Origin of the sequence: Sphingobacterium sp. UBA1498 (genome assembly GCF_002325125.1) — a bacterium.
Classification (GTDB): domain Bacteria; phylum Bacteroidota; class Bacteroidia; order Sphingobacteriales; family Sphingobacteriaceae; genus Sphingobacterium.
Map to the genome: position 1 here is coordinate 413,407 of NZ_DCRG01000005.1, position 17,746 is coordinate 431,152.

The window sequence follows — 17,746 nt, forward strand, 5'->3', positions numbered from 1 at the left end:
ATGCGATCATTTTATCCTATTAATCGCCAATGGCTAAAAACAGGTCTTTACTTACTTTGTTGGCTATCATTCCTGCCAACGGTACTTTTTTCATCCCAAAGCAGTATGGTGTTTGATATACAGCAACAGACAGGCGACAAACTGCCCTTTTACATCAGCGACCAAGGAATACTTTGTTACAATTTGTCGGCTGAGGAGAATCAAATCAACACAATTCAGGTTGATTTAAACGCGGTATTTACAAATTCAACGGTAGAGCACCTTCGATCAAAGCACTATGAGCTATCCGATACAATAATAACGATCATTAGCTTTGATACTCCTCCCATTTCCGCCAGTTATAAGATTACCGACCACAGATTTGTTGTATCCAAATCCTCAAATTGGCTGCCTAGCATGCAGCCGGCAGTTCGCACGATGACGTTGGATAGTCTGAAGCACATAGAGGAGCTGTTTGACACGAATGACCTCCATGGCCTCCTGCAACTCGAAACGACCATGCTCCCTTTTGAAAATATACTTTTATTTTTTAGTCAGCTGCATGGATTTTCCACAGTAGAGGAATTTAGCAGCAATGCCATTCATCGGATTTTAGAAAAGGATCAGTATGCTATTGCCAAACAATTTTACCGCTTATTTCTGCCTCGAAATAGACAATTTAATGATTTCGAAGTCTTGAAGATGGCAATAGAAAAAAATGACATGGATTTTATCCGTAAAGCTTCTTTAAATAGTCTGAACCGTCTGGGTATAGATGAAGTTAAAGCAGATTATAGCTTCACACAATGTACATTACTTGGAAAAGCGATCTTAATGAAAAACAAAATAGCCATAGATTATCTTTTGCAGAAAGGTGCCAGCACGGAGAAAGTATATCAATATGAATCCGACGTATTATCTGCTTTCCAACTCGCCGAAAGGACCAAGTCAAAGAAAATCATGAAACTATTTCAGTAACTTCATCGATAAAACAATGAAAAAGACACTTATTTACCTGATATCTCTTGTTAGTTATCTTATGATCACTACAGCGCTGACGCTACCAGTCCATGCGCAAAAAAAGCCAATGATTTCCAAGCAATCGAAAGCTAATTCAAAATTGCCCCAGTTCAACGATGGCGATATGATCTTTCAGTCTTCTATTTCACCACAATGCAAGGCCATCCAATTAGCAACACGTTCTCCCTATTCCCATTGTGGCATTATTTTTTACGAACAAGGCAAACCTTACGTGTTGGAAGCCGTACAGCCTGTAACTGTAACGAAGCTGGAACACTGGATTGCGCGTGGCGAAAAGCAACATTACGCCGTCAAACGCCTCAAAAATGCCAACAATATACTAAACAGCTCGACAATAGCCAAAATCAAAGCAATCGGCAAAAATTTTATCGGCAAAAATTACGACGCGACATTCGAATGGTCAGACGATAAGATCTATTGCTCGGAATTGATCTGGAAAATATACCAACGTGGAGCAGACATCGAAATTGGGAAGCTGGAAAAGCTGAAAGATTTTGATTTAAGCAGTCCCGAAGTAAAAGCTAAATTGAAAGAGCGTTATGGCAATACTGTTCCCCTGAACGAAACCGTCATATCCCCCGCTTCAATCTTTAATAGTCCATTGTTGATTACGGTGGCGAGTAATTATTAAGCAGGCTCTATCCTTTATTTTTGAAACCGCCGCCTCTATTTTTGAAGCAAAACTGCCTTGCCACCGTTTAATTTACTTTCTTCGGCGGCGTCAATAAATGCGCATATTGCCAAGGTTTCCTTTTCGTCCACCGGACTTACGCCCGTTTCGAAAAACGTAAGGATCTTATCCAACAAGGGGCCATAGCCCATAAATTGTCCCAAATGTACAATCTGATCTTTCAAAAAAACCGTACCACCAAAATCATCCTTCCCCTCGCGAATGCCCCGAAGTGAGGCAATTCTTCCATCCGACCAGTCCCCAACATAAAACGAAGTACCCTCTTCCTGAACAGTCCTCACCGAACGACATCCCGGTCCCATCAACGCAAATAACATTTCAACCCCATGGATACCATACCAATAGAGATCCTTATGTGAAGGTTCCGTTACCGCCGGACAATAGACATCAGCCCCAATAATATTGGCTCGATCCAATTCCTGAAGCCCATTAATGTAACGCAATGAGCTTGAGGAAAATACAGAACAATCGTAGTTTTTTGCCGTTTCAAAAATTTTGAAAGCGTCCACATAGGAATTCGCTATTGGTTTATCGATAAATAAAGGTTTTTTAGCTTTGATTACTTGAAGTGCCTGTTCCAAATGTAGATTTCCATCATTTGTCTCCAAAAGCACATAATCTACTTTTTTCAATAGCTCGGCAATACTTGATACAATCGAAACCCCGAGCTGTTGCACTTCCGCTGTAATTTTCGGAATACGCTCGATACTTAAAGGGATTGTTTTACTTCCATAGGGATAAGCCGCAACAACCCTGAATTTTCCATAGGGATGATTGCTATCTGCCGTATTGATCGCCCTTGTAAATGCCACAGCATGGGTAATGTCCAGTCCGATGATTCCTATTTTTTTTACGTTCTCTTGCCTTGAAAACACCTTGTTATTCGCATTAACGGCATAGGATAGTCCAAATGCAAAAGAGGACATCAAAAATTCTTTTCTATTCATCTGATTCATTCAAAAGGGAGATCGCAGCATTGACCATAACAGCCATCGCTGTTTCGAACGCTTTTTCATCAAGGTTGAATTGTGGATTGTGAAGACCATATTGGGTTGAAGGTTCATCGTTATTAGTTCCGATCAACATAAACAGCGAAGGATAACGATAAGAATAATAGGCAAAATCCTCCGCTGCCATCCAGATGTCGAGTTCCTGTGGCACGTCTGCCCCCATTGTATCCGCAATAATCGCTTTGACTTTTTGCGTTAAGGTAGGATCATTATAAAGAGCAGGGTAACCATGCCGTACTTCAACATCGACCTCTGCCCCAAGCGACATGGGAAGCGTGGCTGCTATTTCAGCCACCGTTGCTAGTGCCTCCCTGCGCCATACCTCATCCATTGTACGGAATGTTCCAGCTAATTTCACTTCTTCTGGAATAACATTAGCTGCCCCATCACCAATAAAACGTCCGAAGGTTAATACAGAAGGTACATCGGGATTGGCTTTTCGGCTAACAATCTGCTGCAAGGTCGTGAGCAACTGTGCACCGATCATAATCGGATCAATAGCCCTATGCGGCTCTGCAGCATGACCACCGCGCCCCTTTATGGTAAAATAAAACTCGTCACTTGAAGCCATAAACCGGCCGGAACGCAAACCGACCTTCCCCAATGCAACACGAGGACTTACATGTAACCCTAGTACAGCTTTGATGGTACCACCAAAAGATTCCAAAATTCCAGATTCCAAAACTTGGATAGCCCCACCGGGTATCTTTTCCTCCGCAGGCTGAAACAGGAAAACGATCTTTCCGGAAAATTCGGCTTTATACGCATTCAATATTGACGCTGCGCCCAAAAGATTGGCCGTATGAAAGTCATGGCCACAAGCGTGCATCACACCTTCATTTCGGGACTTATAACTCACCTTGTTTTGTTCATGGATTGGTAATGCATCGATATCAGCCCGCAGCACAATAATATCATTGCTCATTGCTTTTTCACCCGTCAGCACAGCAACTACACCGGTATTGGCTACAACCTTAAATGGCATATTCAACTCTACTAGTTTTTGCTGAATATAAGCACTTGTCTCGAACTCCTGGAAGGACAATTCGGGATTTAGATGGATGTGGCGGCGTATAGCAACAACTTTTGGAAAAATATTTTTAATTTTTTCGTGCAGTTCTTTCAGCATGTTTTCCTTTATTTGAAGCGTTTAATAAGTAAATCTTGCAACAAGTTAAGTTAAAAATAACGTACATAAAAATAGAGTACAAGCACCGTAATGATTATCCACCACAGCGTTGGATTTCGAAATCCTCGATAAGCGGCTTTATCCTGATCGGGAACCTGAAAAGTTTCGCCTGTGAGCACAAGATTTGTCAACCTCGTTTCTGCAACCGCAGGTGTCATTAGACTGACTACTGCACAAGCGATCATACATGTCCAGAATACAATACCAGTTCGATTGAAAAATGGCATTTCAGGCAATGCATATTCCAAAAGTAAAGACAGCGGAATGGTCAATAAACCAGCCGTCAATGCTCCTTGCGATGTTGTTCTTTTCCAAAATACACCCATCAAAAACATAGTCGCAATACCTGGTGTGAAGAGACCATATAGGTTCATTAGATAAAGAAAAACTGGTTTATCCGAATAACTGATTAGAACAACTGCACTCATGATTCCGAGAACGATAATCGCTACTCCGGCGCGCTTCCCAAAACGGATGGCTTCATAGTCCGTTGCATTTTTATTAATGTACTGGCCATAGATATCAACTGTCAGAATCGTCGTACAGGAATTGATCGCACCCGAAATATGAGACATAATTGCCGAGATTAATCCGGCCATAACCAACCCTACCAGACCTTTGGGCAATAATGTTTCTACCAAGGTCGCGAACAGCAAATCGGGCTGATCGAGATGCGGTAAGAATTTAGGAGCAACCAATGCTGGAATGGTAATAATCAGCGGAACCAAAAATTTAAGGTAATCGCCAAAGATTACCCCCATGCGTCCATGCCATTCATTCTTTGCAGCCAATACGCGCTGCACAATAAATTGATTTGTGGCACAATAAAACACACTAATACATAACAACCCGCCAAGATACATGGTCCAGGGAAAATCAGGATCAGTTGCGGGATAGAACATTTTCCAATCTTTGGTTGAATCGATAACAGACTGAAATCCTCCCGCTGCATCGATGGTTGCAAAAGTCAAAACTATCCCCCCCAGCACCAGAATGACAAGCTGCACCATTTCTGTCCATATTACCGCCTTCAGCCCCCCTAACACCGTATACAAGCCCGTTAGAATTGCCATGCCAAAAATACTGTATAGGATAGGAATACCGAACAAAGCATGTAACGAAAGGCCACCCAAATAAAGAACAGCACCAATCTCCACGAATACATAGGTAAACAAGATCAGAATAGCATAAAGCACCCGGGTAGCATTGCCATATCTTTTTTCGAGGTATTCGGGAATCGTATAAAAGCCATTTCGGATATAAAATGGCAGAAATATCCAAAGCAATGCATTAAAACCGATTAGAATGGCTCCCCACTCCAAGGTAATCGCTACGAAACCACGACTATAAGCAGCGCCCATGGCTCCTACCAGATGATGGCTGCTGATATTTGCAGCAATGATACTTCCGCCAATCATCCACCAGGGCAGCTTATCGCCCGCGAGAAAATAATCACGTTTTGAAACGGAGTTTTTTCGAGAAGCATATAATCCCAGTACCACTATACCGATAATGTATACGGCAAAAATAATGATGTCAATCCAATCGAGTTTCATCGGTCAATAATGTTTGAATTTCTAAGTTCGTTTGTTCAATAAGTATTTCAAGACTTCCACTGGCATAAGGGCTTTGCCACACGGCATAGATATCCTTATCATAAAGCTCCCTTGGTGCGAGATACCCTACATATCCATTGGCAATGTTGATAAAAACAATTGTGTGATCTGGAAACTGAGCCCTAACCTCCATTTGGTAACAGGAATAGGCTTCATTGGCCTGGGCTACTAATACCGCATCTCCCATTTTCCATATCCATACGGGAATAATTGCTTCCTTTTTGTTCCCAATAGATTTACATGTATTATATTTTCGCCAAAGGCGGTCTTTGAGCACACGATCGGTACAGCTTTCATATTCCTTTAAAATGGCTTCGGGACTAGGCAGATTTTTGTAAGGTACTTTGACCGATACTACCGTTTGTCTAAAATCGGTTGAAACAGGCTGTTCCTGAAATTCCCAGCAGGCTAATGGAGCTCCTGAAATCAATGCCTCTCTAAACCCCCAGTTTTTATGACTATGCTGTTCTTGGGCCAGTGTCGCAAGCACGGCATATCCCAACTGTTTTCCATTGGCTTCTACTATTGTCGGATCCTTTACATACTGTCTCCGTGGAGCCAGATCTCCCGATGCGCCCTGCAAAAAAAGACAAGGTACAGCAAGCACGCTTTCCACCGTATTTCGCATTTCGCCTACGAAATCGGGTGAGATCAAGTCATTCTCATGAGCAAAACTTGTGGGATGGCATGCATAATTGCAAATAACCGCCTTTAAATTTTGGGCACTGTCATGTAATCGCCCGACCAACAGCGTTGTATCGGCTGTTTTCAATGGATTGTAACCAATCAGATACTGTGCATCCACCTTCAAATCACGGTCGCTTGCCAAATCACAAACGCCATAATTCCAGATCAAACTTCCTTTAAACAGCGTACTGCGTGCCGTTTCAATACAAGATATCGCCTGTTGTGTAAGAAATTTCAGGTAAGGCACAATCAGTTGTCCGCCAGGCTGCCCGGCATCGCTCGAACAGATACTTGGGCCTGCATGTGTATGTGATAGTGCAAAAATCAGCTGCGATTCATCGAGATCAAAATGCTCAAGTAGCGCAAAGCGCAAAGCTTTCTCATCGGCTGCATTTTTCCACCAGCCCAGGTCTGCAGTTACTATAATTGCAGGCGGTTGATCAAAGGATGCGATATACAAACAATGCATCATCAGCGGCTGGTGGATAGCTGTCGCCTGATCAAAGGCAGCAGCACCCCAATTACGGGAATAAATACCGATCGGCGGCGTAATATCAGCCTGACTAAGTCCGAACCTTGCGGCCAACCTTCCTGTTGTATCTTTAAAGCTATCTTTTTGTTTCATAGCCTAAGGTCTAATCAAGGAAAGACCGCCATCCATCACAATAGAAGTACCAGTCATATGCTTACAGTTGTCTGAACAAATCCAAAGGACCTGTTTAGCGATCTCATCAGCTTCGATGATCTCACCGAGGGGCACGATCGCTTTTGCTTTTTCCTGAAGTTCACTATTTGTCGACCATACAATTTTACTCAATCCTGCATTGACATAGCCTGGCGCAATTTCATTGATGCGAATCCCATCTTTGGCATACTCAAGTGCCAAGGCCTGACAGAGCATCCTTATCCCTGCCTTCGAAACACTGTAAGCCGGTAAATTCTGATGGACTGCATGTGCTGCCCAGCTACCGAGAAATACAATTGAACCCGCAGTACCACCCGCTATAAATGATTTTGCACAGGCATTGGCCATAAAAAATGCACCATCAAGATTAACGGCCATTTCATTCCGCCATTCGTGGCTTGTCAATGTCCTAAAATCTTTGATCGTAACACAGGCAGCATTGGCAATCCCAACGGATATCGCCCCAAACTCGCGATGTATGCGTGCAACCCAGGCGTCCACCTGTGCTGCATCAGCCACATCAACCTGATCGTAAAAGATGCCAGTTTGGGATCTTCCTAATAGCGGCCATCGCTCGTTAGCGATATGGGGTTCAAACCGATCTGAGATACAGACGATGGCCTGCTGCGCTAAAAATGCCTCAGCCATTGCTCTTCCGATATCACCGAGCCCCCCGCTGATCAACACAACTTTATTCTTAAATTCCTCCATCTACGCTATTTTAAGAGTACCAATATTAAGACTACCAATCCCCTACGCTACCATCCTTGTAAAATGTTCGCTGCAATATCTCCTGCTGAAAAGGATGTCTCTTCACTTCTTCTTCATTGATTTCAATACCCAATCCAGGTCGTGTATTCGGAAGCACAATACGCCCTTTCTCCTGAACCTTAAACCCTTCGGTAACTACATCCTGCCGCCATTCGACGTCCTTATGCACGCTCTCACAAATAATATAGGAAGGTGTTGCAAAACCCAGCTCGATAGAGGCTGCTGTACTCACAGGGCCCTGTGGATTATGTGGTGCCATTGACACACGATAGGCATCAGCCAAAGCCCCGATCTTACGCGCTTCAGAAAGACCGCCGCAATGAGTGATATCGGGTTGAATCACACTCACCGCGCGCCTCTCGAGCATATCCCGGAATGCATGTACACCAATCAATCGTTCGCCCGAAGCAATAGGTGTGGTAACAGCACGCTGGATTAAGGCAATATCTTCCATGGTCTCTGGCCAGCAGGGTTCTTCAAAAAAATACAGCCCATAAGGCTCCAGCGCTTTAGCAAACTGCATCCCCATACGTGGACTAGGCCGCGCGTGACAATCTACCATGATGTCAATATCGTCGCCCACCGCATCACGCATGGCCTTTACACAAGCCTCTGCATATTTAATTGGGCGAAGACCTTCTAAAGACATGGTTTCAGGAACAGCCATCGATTTAAAAGCTGTAAAACCTTCATCAACGGCTTTCAGCGCAAGATCACCAAATCTCTTCGCATCATCTGGAGCCGTCTCATAAAAATCCTCCATGCGACCACCTCCTAAATGACAATACAAACGAATATAATCACGTACTCGGCCGCCCCACAGCTCATGACAAGGAACATTGTGTATTTTGCCCAGAATATCCCATAAGGCGATATCAATACCACTGATGGCCGTACCTCGAACGATCCCGTTTCCATGCCAGAAGTGTTGTCTATACATCATCTGCCATAGATACTCGATACGACGAGGATCCTCCCCGATCAACAATTGAGAAATATCTTTGATTGCACCGACCACACTCTGCGTGTGCCATTCTAATGTGGCTTCGCCCCAGCCCCAAAGACCAGGCTGGTCGGTGATGATTTTGACAAAAATCCAATTTCGCATGCGCGCATGGCACACAAAGGTTTCAATAGCGGTTATTTTCATAGTTAGGGTTTACAAACTTTTTATCACGCGTTCAGTTGCTTCCAAAGTCCTGTCAATATCCTCCTCAGTATGTGCAAAGGAGATACTTCCTTGTTTAATTGGCGCTGGAAAATTGAAAATTCCCTCTTTAATGAGCTTCTTACGATATTGGGTATCCAATTCAAAGTTGTGGTTATCCAAAATATCATGAAAATTCACAGGCGCATGATCCATAAAATATGTACAGAAGGCAGATCCTTGTCGTGCGACATAAAATGGTATGCCTAATTTAGGAAATATTTCCTTATATCCTTGCTCCAAACGCGCACCTAATGCTTCGACATGGGCATAAACGCCATGTTTGGAGCTACCCAATTTTTTCAATGTCGCAATTGCCGCCGCAGTAGTTAATGGAAAAGCATTAAAAGTACCGGCAATCATAACTCTTTTGGATTTGTCGGGATCCACAAAGTAATCCATATATTTTTTCTTTCCTGCAATAACACCCAATGGATAGCCGTTTGCAACCGCCTTTCCGAATGTTGAAAGATCTGGTTGAATACCGCAGATCGACTGGTATCCGCCCAGTGCGTGTCGAAATCCGGTTTTCACTTCATCAAAGATCAATAGAAATCCCTGCTCGTCGGCCATTTTACGCAAACCCTCCAAATAACCTTCCTGTGGCTTTACAATTCCAATATTCTGTAAAATCGGTTCCAATAAAATACAAGCAACATCATATTTTTGAACCACATACAGCACGCTTTCTAAATCATTATAGTTCACAATATGGACTAAATCGCTGTGGTTTTTGGGAACACCGGCACTTAATGAATCGAAAGGATATTCCCCAGGGCTTTGGTACGACCCCACATCTGCACGTTGGCTGATCACATTACACGACACATCATTATGCCAACCATTATACCCGCCCTGCATCACAATCACGTGATCACGCCCTGTTACAGCCCGGGCAATACGGATGGCATGGTAAGTTGCTTCCGATCCTGTCGTCGTGATCTGAACACTCTCCACGGAAGGAACAGACTGACAAAAAAGCTCTGCAAATTCACCTTCTAATAAGGTTGGCCCTGCTCCCATCAACACTTGCTGCTCCTGCAATGTCTGCAACACTGCAGCATTGACATCGGGATCATTATGCCCCAAAAAAGATGCTGCAAATCCGGCCTGATAATCAATGTACCTATTGCCGTCAATATCTTCGACTTGGCTGCCCTCTCCTTTTACGAAGCAGATATTAGGATCTGACTTCCTGTTTAAGGACACCACTCCACCAGGTATCCATCTTGCATTCTCCCGCAGTATAGCGGATGATTTTTCATTTTCTTGCATGCTTATTAAAAATTTTGCTATTTATTATTGTTATAATTGGATCATTACGGCTGCGTATGACGCAGCAATTTGTATTTAAATTCGCATTACTTTATGTATACCAAATTACGATATTTTTGTATACATTTAAAATAAATTTTAAAATTTTTAAAAATGAATATTCTTTTAGACGGACTTCAATTTCCGGAGGGCCCGGCTTTCGATCATAAGGGCAACATATGGCTTGTCGAGAAAGAAGCAGGAAACTTGGTTTACTATAAAAACAATCGGCATAGCAGAATAGCCGTTGGCGGCCATCCCAATGGGATTGCGATAGACAAAAAAGGAAATATCTGGTTTTGCGATTCACAACAAAATAGCATACGCTACTATGATCCCATTCACAAAAAATGCACGACCATCACTACAGAAATTAAAGGAAAACCCTTAAAGATGCCCAACGATTTATGTTTTGACCGACTTGGCAACCTATTGTTTACCTGCCCAGGAGATGACTTAGCGGATGGCACAGGATACCTCTGTTGCCTGAATACACATGGCTTGCTTGCTAAAATCCAAACCGATTTATTCTATCCAAACGGATTGGCCTTCGCAGCAGATCACTGTTCGCTCTTCGTGGCCGAAACAGGTACCAAATGGATATGGCGAATGCGCTGGAATCCTATATCATGTCAGGTAGAACATAGTGAAAAATTCCTAGAAACAGGCGGGAGCATCGGCCCAGACGGGATAGCTTTAAGTCATGATAACCATCTTTTTGCGGCAATCTATGGATCACAGCACATCCTCTCGATGGATATCAACAGCAAGACTACAAAGGAAATTTTTACTCCTGGAATGAATCCAACGAATTGTGCCTTGGATCGACAAGGCATTCAAGGACTAATTGTTACCGAAGCCCAAAATGGGCAATTATTACAGTGGGACTGTACAAAAAAGGGTCTATTGTAACCAATAGACCCGCTATAAAAACCAAAAATACTAAACTAATTCCAAAGCTTCCTGCTCACCTCGATCCAAATGATGCACCAGCGTAGTGTAAGCCTTATTCCAATCATCAGCTTTCAGCGCATCCACAATCGCACGATGCTCTTTTTCCGTATCCAAATAATCCTCCATTTGGCCCATAATAGCTCCAAGTTTCATATGAAATAAAGGGATATTACTGTTCTTGTAAATGGAAATTAATCTTGAATTACAGGTCCCCTCAATAATCCGCTCATGAAAGCGTACATCCGCTTCACACGCACCACCATAATACCCTTTGCTAACCATTTCAGAAAAATCATTGCATATCAATTCCAAATCTTCGATAAGTTGTTTATTTTTCTTTGAAAACAAAATCTTCAAGGCCCCTATTTCGAGAAGTTCTCGAAGTTCACGAATATCCTTTACATCTTCGACCGTCATTTTCTTCACAAAACAACCACCTTTTTCACCAAATTCAACCAGACTTTCTCCAGCTAAACGCATAAATGCCTCGCGAACAGCAACTCTGCTTACATTAAGCTTATCTGCCCAAGCGCTCTCCACCAATCTTGCCCCCCCAACCAGTTGACTAGACAAAATTTTCTTACGCACTTCTAAATAAACCTTATAGGCAAGCGAATCCTCTTTCATATTGTATACAATTTGGCACAAAAATAAGAATACAAAATCATTAAAAAAATTTAAACAATATATTCTTTAATTAATCCTTCCTTCTTGGGCATCATACCGCCTACCCGGAGATAAATAAATAGTTTCGGCTTTAGATTTCCAACTGGTTGTATGATTTCCCTTAAGAACATTTATATTAAAGCTACTATTTTTTAATGAACTTTTCATATTCCAGAAACCATCTTTCAACCCAACCACAACAACTTCATAAGACTGATCTCCCGGCACCACAAGCTCAATAGGCTCATCAAGATATCGGTTTGGTTTTGCAATAACAAGCAAACGATCAGCTACTTTGATGATGTAATAATTCGATTTTTCGTCGTAGTGCAATGGTAATTTTGAAGAGCCGCTTTCCGTCATCTGAAAAACCGAAGCATAACTAAACTGATTATTTTGCTGTTTAGGAGAAACCATAATCCGCGTTCCCCGTGCCTCTGGCCAAGGAGATTTCACGTGATAAAGATCACCAAAAACAAAAGCTGTCGAATCGCCTGAATACATATTAACCTCACTGTCCGCTAGCTTCGGTTTCAGCAGATCCACATAAGTTGAACCAGCTACATTTTTAAACGTACTGCTCAGCACAAATCCTTGTTCCGTCTTCACTGGCTTTTCCAGGGTATTAATCTGCCAATAGGGCTCAAATTTTCGATCGTTCGTTTCCAGCTCGTCCAATAGCACAATGATAGCCGGCACATCCTTTCTCTTTAAATTCAGAAATAAGAAACTTTTAGCATAAGCTTTTACTTTAGCCGTGTATGCTGCGGTTAGATCTACATTAAAATAGCTGTAGTTCGGCTGAATGGGATCCGGACCGAAAGCTGAAGCCCTAATTTCACCGGTATGATACCACGAATCATGGATAACTTCATCAACCGTCCTCGGAAAACGCTGACTGAAGCGCGTTCCACCATCATTGGTTTTTGTTCGGAACAAAAGGGGCTCGGCAGGATCACGCACCAGCATCATACTGTGCGAGACCGACCGTTTATTAAAGTTAAAATCATAGGGAGAGCCATACGAAAGATACAAACCCAGATCGCCGACCTGAATTCCATGGTGGTAAATCTGTAAAGCCCCAGCATCTGCATGCTGATGATTGCCGAAATGATAACCACCCCCCTTAATCTCTGCAACAACATTAGAACTTTCTTTATCTTCACTCCATCCTGTGCGGGCAACCATAGACCCTAAAATAGGTCCAAAATCTTTGGTCAACGGCATTTTATCACGTCCAAAATCTGGTTTCAATTTAGGATCGTCCAACAAGAGAAACAAGATTGGATTATCTGGCAAACTGCCCTGCTTGATAAACTCAGCCTTGATTACCGGATCACCTGAATAAGCATAACAAAGAAGCATGGTTTGGGGATTTTTCCAATAGAAGTCATCACTGCTGTTGTACTTTACGTTGAACATATCTCCGTCACGCAACATTTTACCATCCGGCGTCCGCATGTAGAGCCAATAGTACGGCATATTTTTGATATTATCATCGAAAACTGGATAGCCCAGCATGCGGTCAAACAACCAGGCACCATGCATTTCCCAGCCAAAACGATATCCGCCGTAATCAACCCCTTGATTATGACGCGGCGACTGATACTCAAACTTGCGCATCGGAACCAATTCTTCCAAAATGGAATAGGAAGTATATTTATAAGGTACGGGATCTTCGTCATACAAAGCAATACTCATTGCAAGCAAATCGCGCGATATCTGCGCCTCGTTCCCATGTCCATTAATAATACTTTCGATACCATAAAACGGTGGCCAGCCAATTTCCATATCCTGCGCCAGACGCATCATATTTTTATGTAAGCCTGTTTTGGTGCGCATATCCAACAAAGCGTAACACCAGTCATAAACCAACGCTCCGGTATAAATAGCACGCCCTAACTCACGCGTTATATCTCCATAGGATACGTTCCCAAACTCCAACATTTCTAAGTACTGATCTGCCAGTACCACCGCCTCCTTCCCTATTTTTTGGTCGTCAGACATCAGGTAATAAAATGCTTTAGCTTCGATAGCGCGCTCGAGCTTTTCGTCGTAAAACGTTTCTTTATCCGGATCGAAAGTAAACTGAACAGGCTGCAGCGCAAGCGCTTTCACTTTTTCCCACGCCTCCAGATGATCAGCCTCTTTAAGCCTACCTTTAACGAGCAGCAAAGATTCATTATTCACCCATAATCGGGGATGTCCTGCAGGCGGAACAATACGGGGTTTATAATTTTCTGCCGCAAGAGGCACAACTGGTGGTACAAATGCATGGATCGAAACAGCTTTAACCTTAAAATCGGCAGGCAACAGCATATTGACCGTTTGCTTACCTTTCTCAAAATAGAATTTACCGAGATCCTGCTTCGCACCCCTAAAACTATCAAATACGATACGCTTGGTCGGTCGCGAAGCACGAACCTCAATCGTAGCATACAGTGTCACCATACCCGTTTTATCGGCGGCTTTTATTTTATTCAAATCAGTCACTTCACCTTCCGAAGTTAAGCTATAGACACCTGCAGCCGGGATATCTACCTGTACCTGCAGATCCTGCGCCTTACCTTTTACCGAAGTGACCTTTGCCTGTTGCCCGTAGGCGCTACCGAGGATCGCCATAAAAGCGACCCCCAACATGCCTAACTTGACTTTTAGCCATATCCTCACACCCATATCCTTATTTTACTTGCAATCTTTTTACACTTATCTTCATTTCTTTGGTGGTATTATTTACGCTATTCACAAATACATAAGCGTTGTATTTACCATCGGCTGTCTGCACCCATATTCCTGCTTCAGCTTTGAGATTAATGGCAAAATCCGGGGCATCTGCAAAAGATTTATCTTCCAGATCCATATCATCCACAAATACACTATATTGCAATCTTGCCAGCTGCTGGTCGCGCACGGTCCAAGCCTTCACAATCTTCGTTTTATTGGTTAATCCTGCCGGCAAAGTGAAACTCGGAAAATAGCCGGTATCCGCCGTGGGCGCGACCAAGGAATGTGCATAGGTCACTGTCGGCAATGCCCGGTACAAATAAACAAAATCAATTTTATCCGGGTTTGCTGCCGCTTCTGCCGCAGTATACCATTTCAAGTCGGCAACAGAAAAAAAGCAAGCCGCACCATCCTTCCCCGTCAAGTCCAAAGCCATATCCATATTACGGATCGCATAAGCTTCCGTTTTCAATGTGATCTCCTGTCCATTACTGGCCTTTGCCCTGAAGGTAAAGGTAACGGCTTTGCCCTTTGCCGCTGCCGGTATTTTATAACTATAGCGCAAGGTTGAAGCTGAGGTATCTTTTGTAAACTTTACCTCCATGCTATTTCCATTTACGGTTGCCGGATCACCAACGACAACACCGACATCAGCCCCTGTACTACTTGTAGCATATGATTTATTTTCAAGCATTGTACCTTCATCCCCCACAATACTGGCCTCGACCGAAATAGAGGTCAGGTTTCCCTGATCCGGCAATATCGCCGCAGCATAAGCAAAATCTAGTGTAGAACCAGCCACATTGGGTCCTAGAGAACGTTTAATGATATCGTTTTGTAAGCCATCTTTTGCTTTTGGAACTTCATAAGCTTCTTCTTTACAAGAAACGAACAACAAGAATCCAAATCCGAGAGATAACAGCCCTATTTTTAAATAATTTGTTTTCATCTGCTTCCTTATTTTTGTACTGTCAAATAAACCTTATAAGTCTTGCGCACCTTTCTGTTTCCCGACACGACAGTCCATTCGCGCGGCGTACCCAAATTGGAAAAATCTTCCTTTCCTAAAATCTTAGGATCAAGTACCGCATCAGTGACCAATGAAAACTGTGGGTATAAATTTTTCAAATCTGTGCCAAATAGCACCTCTACGTTGATGGTCTGCGCGAGGGTATCAACTACAGCAGCCTTCGTACGTACTGTCTGAAAATCAGCCCCCAAAAGCTCAAAACTACTGACATAACATTCCGACCTATTTGTGATCAATAAACCATCCTCATCGATTGGATAATCTTCCTTACAACCGGACAAGCTAACAAATAGCATTCCGATTAAAAATAACGTATATTTCATTTTATTACAGTCAAGTGTTACCATATTATTTCCAAGGCATATTTTGTGTTAAATTCGGATTTCTTGAACGTTCTGTTTCTGGAATTTGATAGATATAACATCTTTGATACGTCAATTCAGACTCATTGAAGAAAAAGCGCTCCCAATTATTACCAAAGCTATCCTGAAACCATTTCCCATCCCCATAAGGTTTACCAAATGCCGTTTCCAGTTTACGCCATCTCCTCAGATCAAAAGGACGTTGACCTTCACCAAACAACTCAACAATTCTTTCCTGCTCAATAGCATCAAAGAAGGCGTCCCGAGAAGCAGTTTTAGCGCCAGCCAGTGCCGGCAGATTACCACGACGCCTCACCTTATTGACTAGCTCGATTGCATCTGACTGTGGACCACCCACCTCATTGGTTGCTTCTGCATACATCAGGTATACATCAGCGATACGCATTAAAGGCCAATTGTAATTTCCATCGCTACGCGCCACACCGCCATAATTGCGCACAAATTTACGCGATTGCAGTCCCGAAAGATTGGTGGTATTATCGGTGAACGAAGATTTATAAGAAACACCGTTTACGGTCACTGCTGCCCCCCAAGTCTTGTAGATAAATGGAATATAGCCGGTCAATTCTGTAGGGCTCATGCTCATAATCAATTCGTAATCCCACAACAAAGTTGCTTTCATGCGATAATCGCGATTACGGTACGATTCGGGGTTTACAGCAGAATTTACCGTCGTACGTGCGGCTGGATTTTTCACTGGATCCATCTGCACCATTTTAGGTAAGAAATCTCCGGTAACGGTCGATTGATACCGGTCGGCCAGTTCATAACGCGGAATAGCCTGATTCTGCCCCAAAGACACCAGCGGTCCAGTCCATACCCGCTGATACTCCTCACTCTGTTTTGTTCCGACACCACCATGCGTCAGCACCATGACCATCTCTTCATCCTGACTCAAGTTACCTGTTGACGGAATAAACATATAATAATAATTCGGCAGCACATCTGCTTTACCCAATTCACCCCATTGACCCGGATCACCATTTCTAAACATTTTGATCCCAAAGTCATTGATCACGCGCTTAAAATCCGCAGCAGCGGCAGCATATGCCGCCTTGGCATCCGCAGCAGACTGGACAAATCCATCCAATTCGGGCCATCCATTTTTCTTCCACGAGCCCCAGTACAATTGAAACTTACCACGAAACGCCAAGGCTGCAGGTTTTCCCGCCCTACCAATAGCAGCCCCTTTATTGGGTAATTTGTCCACCGCATAGTTCAAATCAGCCATAATGGAATCTTTCAATTGTGCAATAGGCATTCTCCGTACCGTATCAGCCTCGGCAGGAGCGGGTGCCGACTTATAAAAATAAGGCACATCACCCCAAAGGGAAACCAGCCTAAAATATGCGATGGCGCGCAGCAATCTAGCTTCCGCTACGATAGTTTCCAATGTTTGCTTTACCGCATCTGTTTTTGCAAACGGCAACAAACGCGCATTGGTATTTTCGATGACAAAATTAGAACTGAATACAGAGCCATATAATGCCCTATACATTGCAGAAGCTCCAGAACCATAGTTCATGGGACTATTGACGGTCATTGAGATTGGCGCCGCACCCGTATTGTACATCTTCAGAAAATCTCCATGTCCATCAAAATGGTAATCGCGATCAAAACAAGGTCTGAAGATGGAATAATTTGCCATTAATGCAGCAAGTGCATCATTCTCATTCACCCAGAAAGTTTCGGAACTTGGTGTTGTTGTCGGATTCTGATTTAACAAATCTTTGCGACAGGCGGATAAACCAAGCAGCAGCAAAGAAGAAATAAACAGTATGTTATATATCGATTTCATA

15 protein-coding genes are annotated in these 17,746 nt (G+C 43.1%); 3 read left to right on the forward strand and 12 right to left on the reverse strand.

Annotated features, from left to right (window positions below):
* Together B3139_RS06665 and B3139_RS06670 are read left to right on the forward strand one after the other, a co-directional pair.
* Entirely contained in the window at positions 1-957 is a 957-nt protein-coding gene (locus B3139_RS06665) for a hypothetical protein (protein WP_293881049.1), read from the forward strand.
* Positions 958-973: 16 nt separating this feature from the next.
* Entirely contained in the window at positions 974-1,651 is a 678-nt protein-coding gene (locus tag B3139_RS06670; protein ID WP_293881051.1) for a YiiX family permuted papain-like enzyme, read from the forward strand.
* Between the two features lie 35 nt (positions 1,652-1,686).
* On the opposite strand, the gene B3139_RS06675 is transcribed toward B3139_RS06670, so the two are convergent.
* The 7 genes from B3139_RS06675 to B3139_RS06705 are packed head-to-tail and all read right to left on the reverse strand — an operon-like array spanning position 1,687 to position 10,151.
* A complete protein-coding gene (locus B3139_RS06675) occupies positions 1,687-2,658 on the reverse strand; it encodes a Gfo/Idh/MocA family oxidoreductase (RefSeq protein ID WP_293881053.1) in 972 nt (323 codons plus the stop codon).
* Positions 2,651-3,850, reverse strand: coding sequence for a M20 metallopeptidase family protein (locus tag B3139_RS06680; protein WP_293881055.1), 1,200 nt, complete (start codon positions 3,848-3,850; stop codon positions 2,651-2,653). The genes B3139_RS06675 and B3139_RS06680 overlap by 8 nt, the downstream gene beginning before the upstream one ends.
* Positions 3,851-3,900: 50 nt before the next feature.
* Positions 3,901-5,466 (reverse strand): SLC5 family protein, encoded by a 1,566-nt coding sequence (locus B3139_RS06685; protein ID WP_293881057.1) that lies wholly within the window; start codon positions 5,464-5,466, stop codon positions 3,901-3,903.
* On the reverse strand, positions 5,447-6,838 hold the full coding sequence (locus B3139_RS06690) for a hypothetical protein (protein WP_293881059.1): 1,392 nt from the start codon (positions 6,836-6,838) through the stop codon (positions 5,447-5,449). Before B3139_RS06690 ends, B3139_RS06685 begins: the two co-directional genes overlap by 20 nt.
* Before the next feature lie 3 nt (positions 6,839-6,841).
* Complete coding sequence (locus tag B3139_RS06695) at positions 6,842-7,609, reverse strand: SDR family NAD(P)-dependent oxidoreductase (protein WP_293881060.1); 768 nt, start codon at positions 7,607-7,609, stop codon at positions 6,842-6,844.
* A 31-nt stretch (positions 7,610-7,640) separates the two neighbouring features.
* The gene (gene dgoD, locus B3139_RS06700; protein ID WP_293881062.1) at positions 7,641-8,819 is read right to left on the reverse strand and encodes a galactonate dehydratase; all 1,179 of its coding nucleotides are present in this window, start codon (positions 8,817-8,819) and stop codon (positions 7,641-7,643) included.
* Between the two features lie 9 nt (positions 8,820-8,828).
* On the reverse strand, positions 8,829-10,151 hold the full coding sequence (locus B3139_RS06705; protein WP_293881064.1) for an aspartate aminotransferase family protein: 1,323 nt from the start codon (positions 10,149-10,151) through the stop codon (positions 8,829-8,831).
* A 153-nt stretch (positions 10,152-10,304) separates the two neighbouring features.
* On the opposite strand from B3139_RS06705, the gene B3139_RS06710 reads away from it, so the two are divergent.
* Positions 10,305-11,102 carry an SMP-30/gluconolactonase/LRE family protein gene (locus B3139_RS06710; protein ID WP_293881066.1) on the forward strand — a complete coding sequence of 266 codons (798 nt, stop codon included), beginning with the start codon at positions 10,305-10,307 and terminating at the stop codon, positions 11,100-11,102.
* A gap of 30 nt (positions 11,103-11,132) precedes the next feature.
* Here the strand turns inward: B3139_RS06710 and B3139_RS06715 are convergent, their stop codons facing one another.
* The 5 genes from B3139_RS06715 to B3139_RS06735 all read right to left on the reverse strand — a co-directional run bounded on the left by B3139_RS06715 (position 11,133) and on the right by B3139_RS06735 (position 17,745).
* Positions 11,133-11,771 carry a GntR family transcriptional regulator gene (locus tag B3139_RS06715; RefSeq protein ID WP_209575775.1) on the reverse strand — a complete coding sequence of 213 codons (639 nt, stop codon included), beginning with the start codon at positions 11,769-11,771 and terminating at the stop codon, positions 11,133-11,135.
* Between the two features lie 66 nt (positions 11,772-11,837).
* Entirely contained in the window at positions 11,838-14,486 is a 2,649-nt protein-coding gene (locus B3139_RS06720) for a hypothetical protein (RefSeq protein WP_293881069.1), read from the reverse strand.
* Positions 14,487-14,490: 4 nt separating this feature from the next.
* On the reverse strand, positions 14,491-15,483 hold the full coding sequence (locus B3139_RS06725; RefSeq protein WP_293881071.1) for a DUF4466 family protein: 993 nt from the start codon (positions 15,481-15,483) through the stop codon (positions 14,491-14,493).
* Between the two features lie 8 nt (positions 15,484-15,491).
* Positions 15,492-15,887, reverse strand: a complete 396-nt coding sequence (locus tag B3139_RS06730; protein ID WP_293881073.1) for a hypothetical protein — start codon at positions 15,885-15,887, stop codon at positions 15,492-15,494.
* A 25-nt stretch (positions 15,888-15,912) separates the two neighbouring features.
* Positions 15,913-17,745: a RagB/SusD family nutrient uptake outer membrane protein gene (locus B3139_RS06735; protein ID WP_293881075.1), complete on the reverse strand. Its 1,833-nt coding sequence runs from the start codon at positions 17,743-17,745 to the stop codon at positions 15,913-15,915.
* Position 17,746 lies beyond the last annotated feature (1 nt).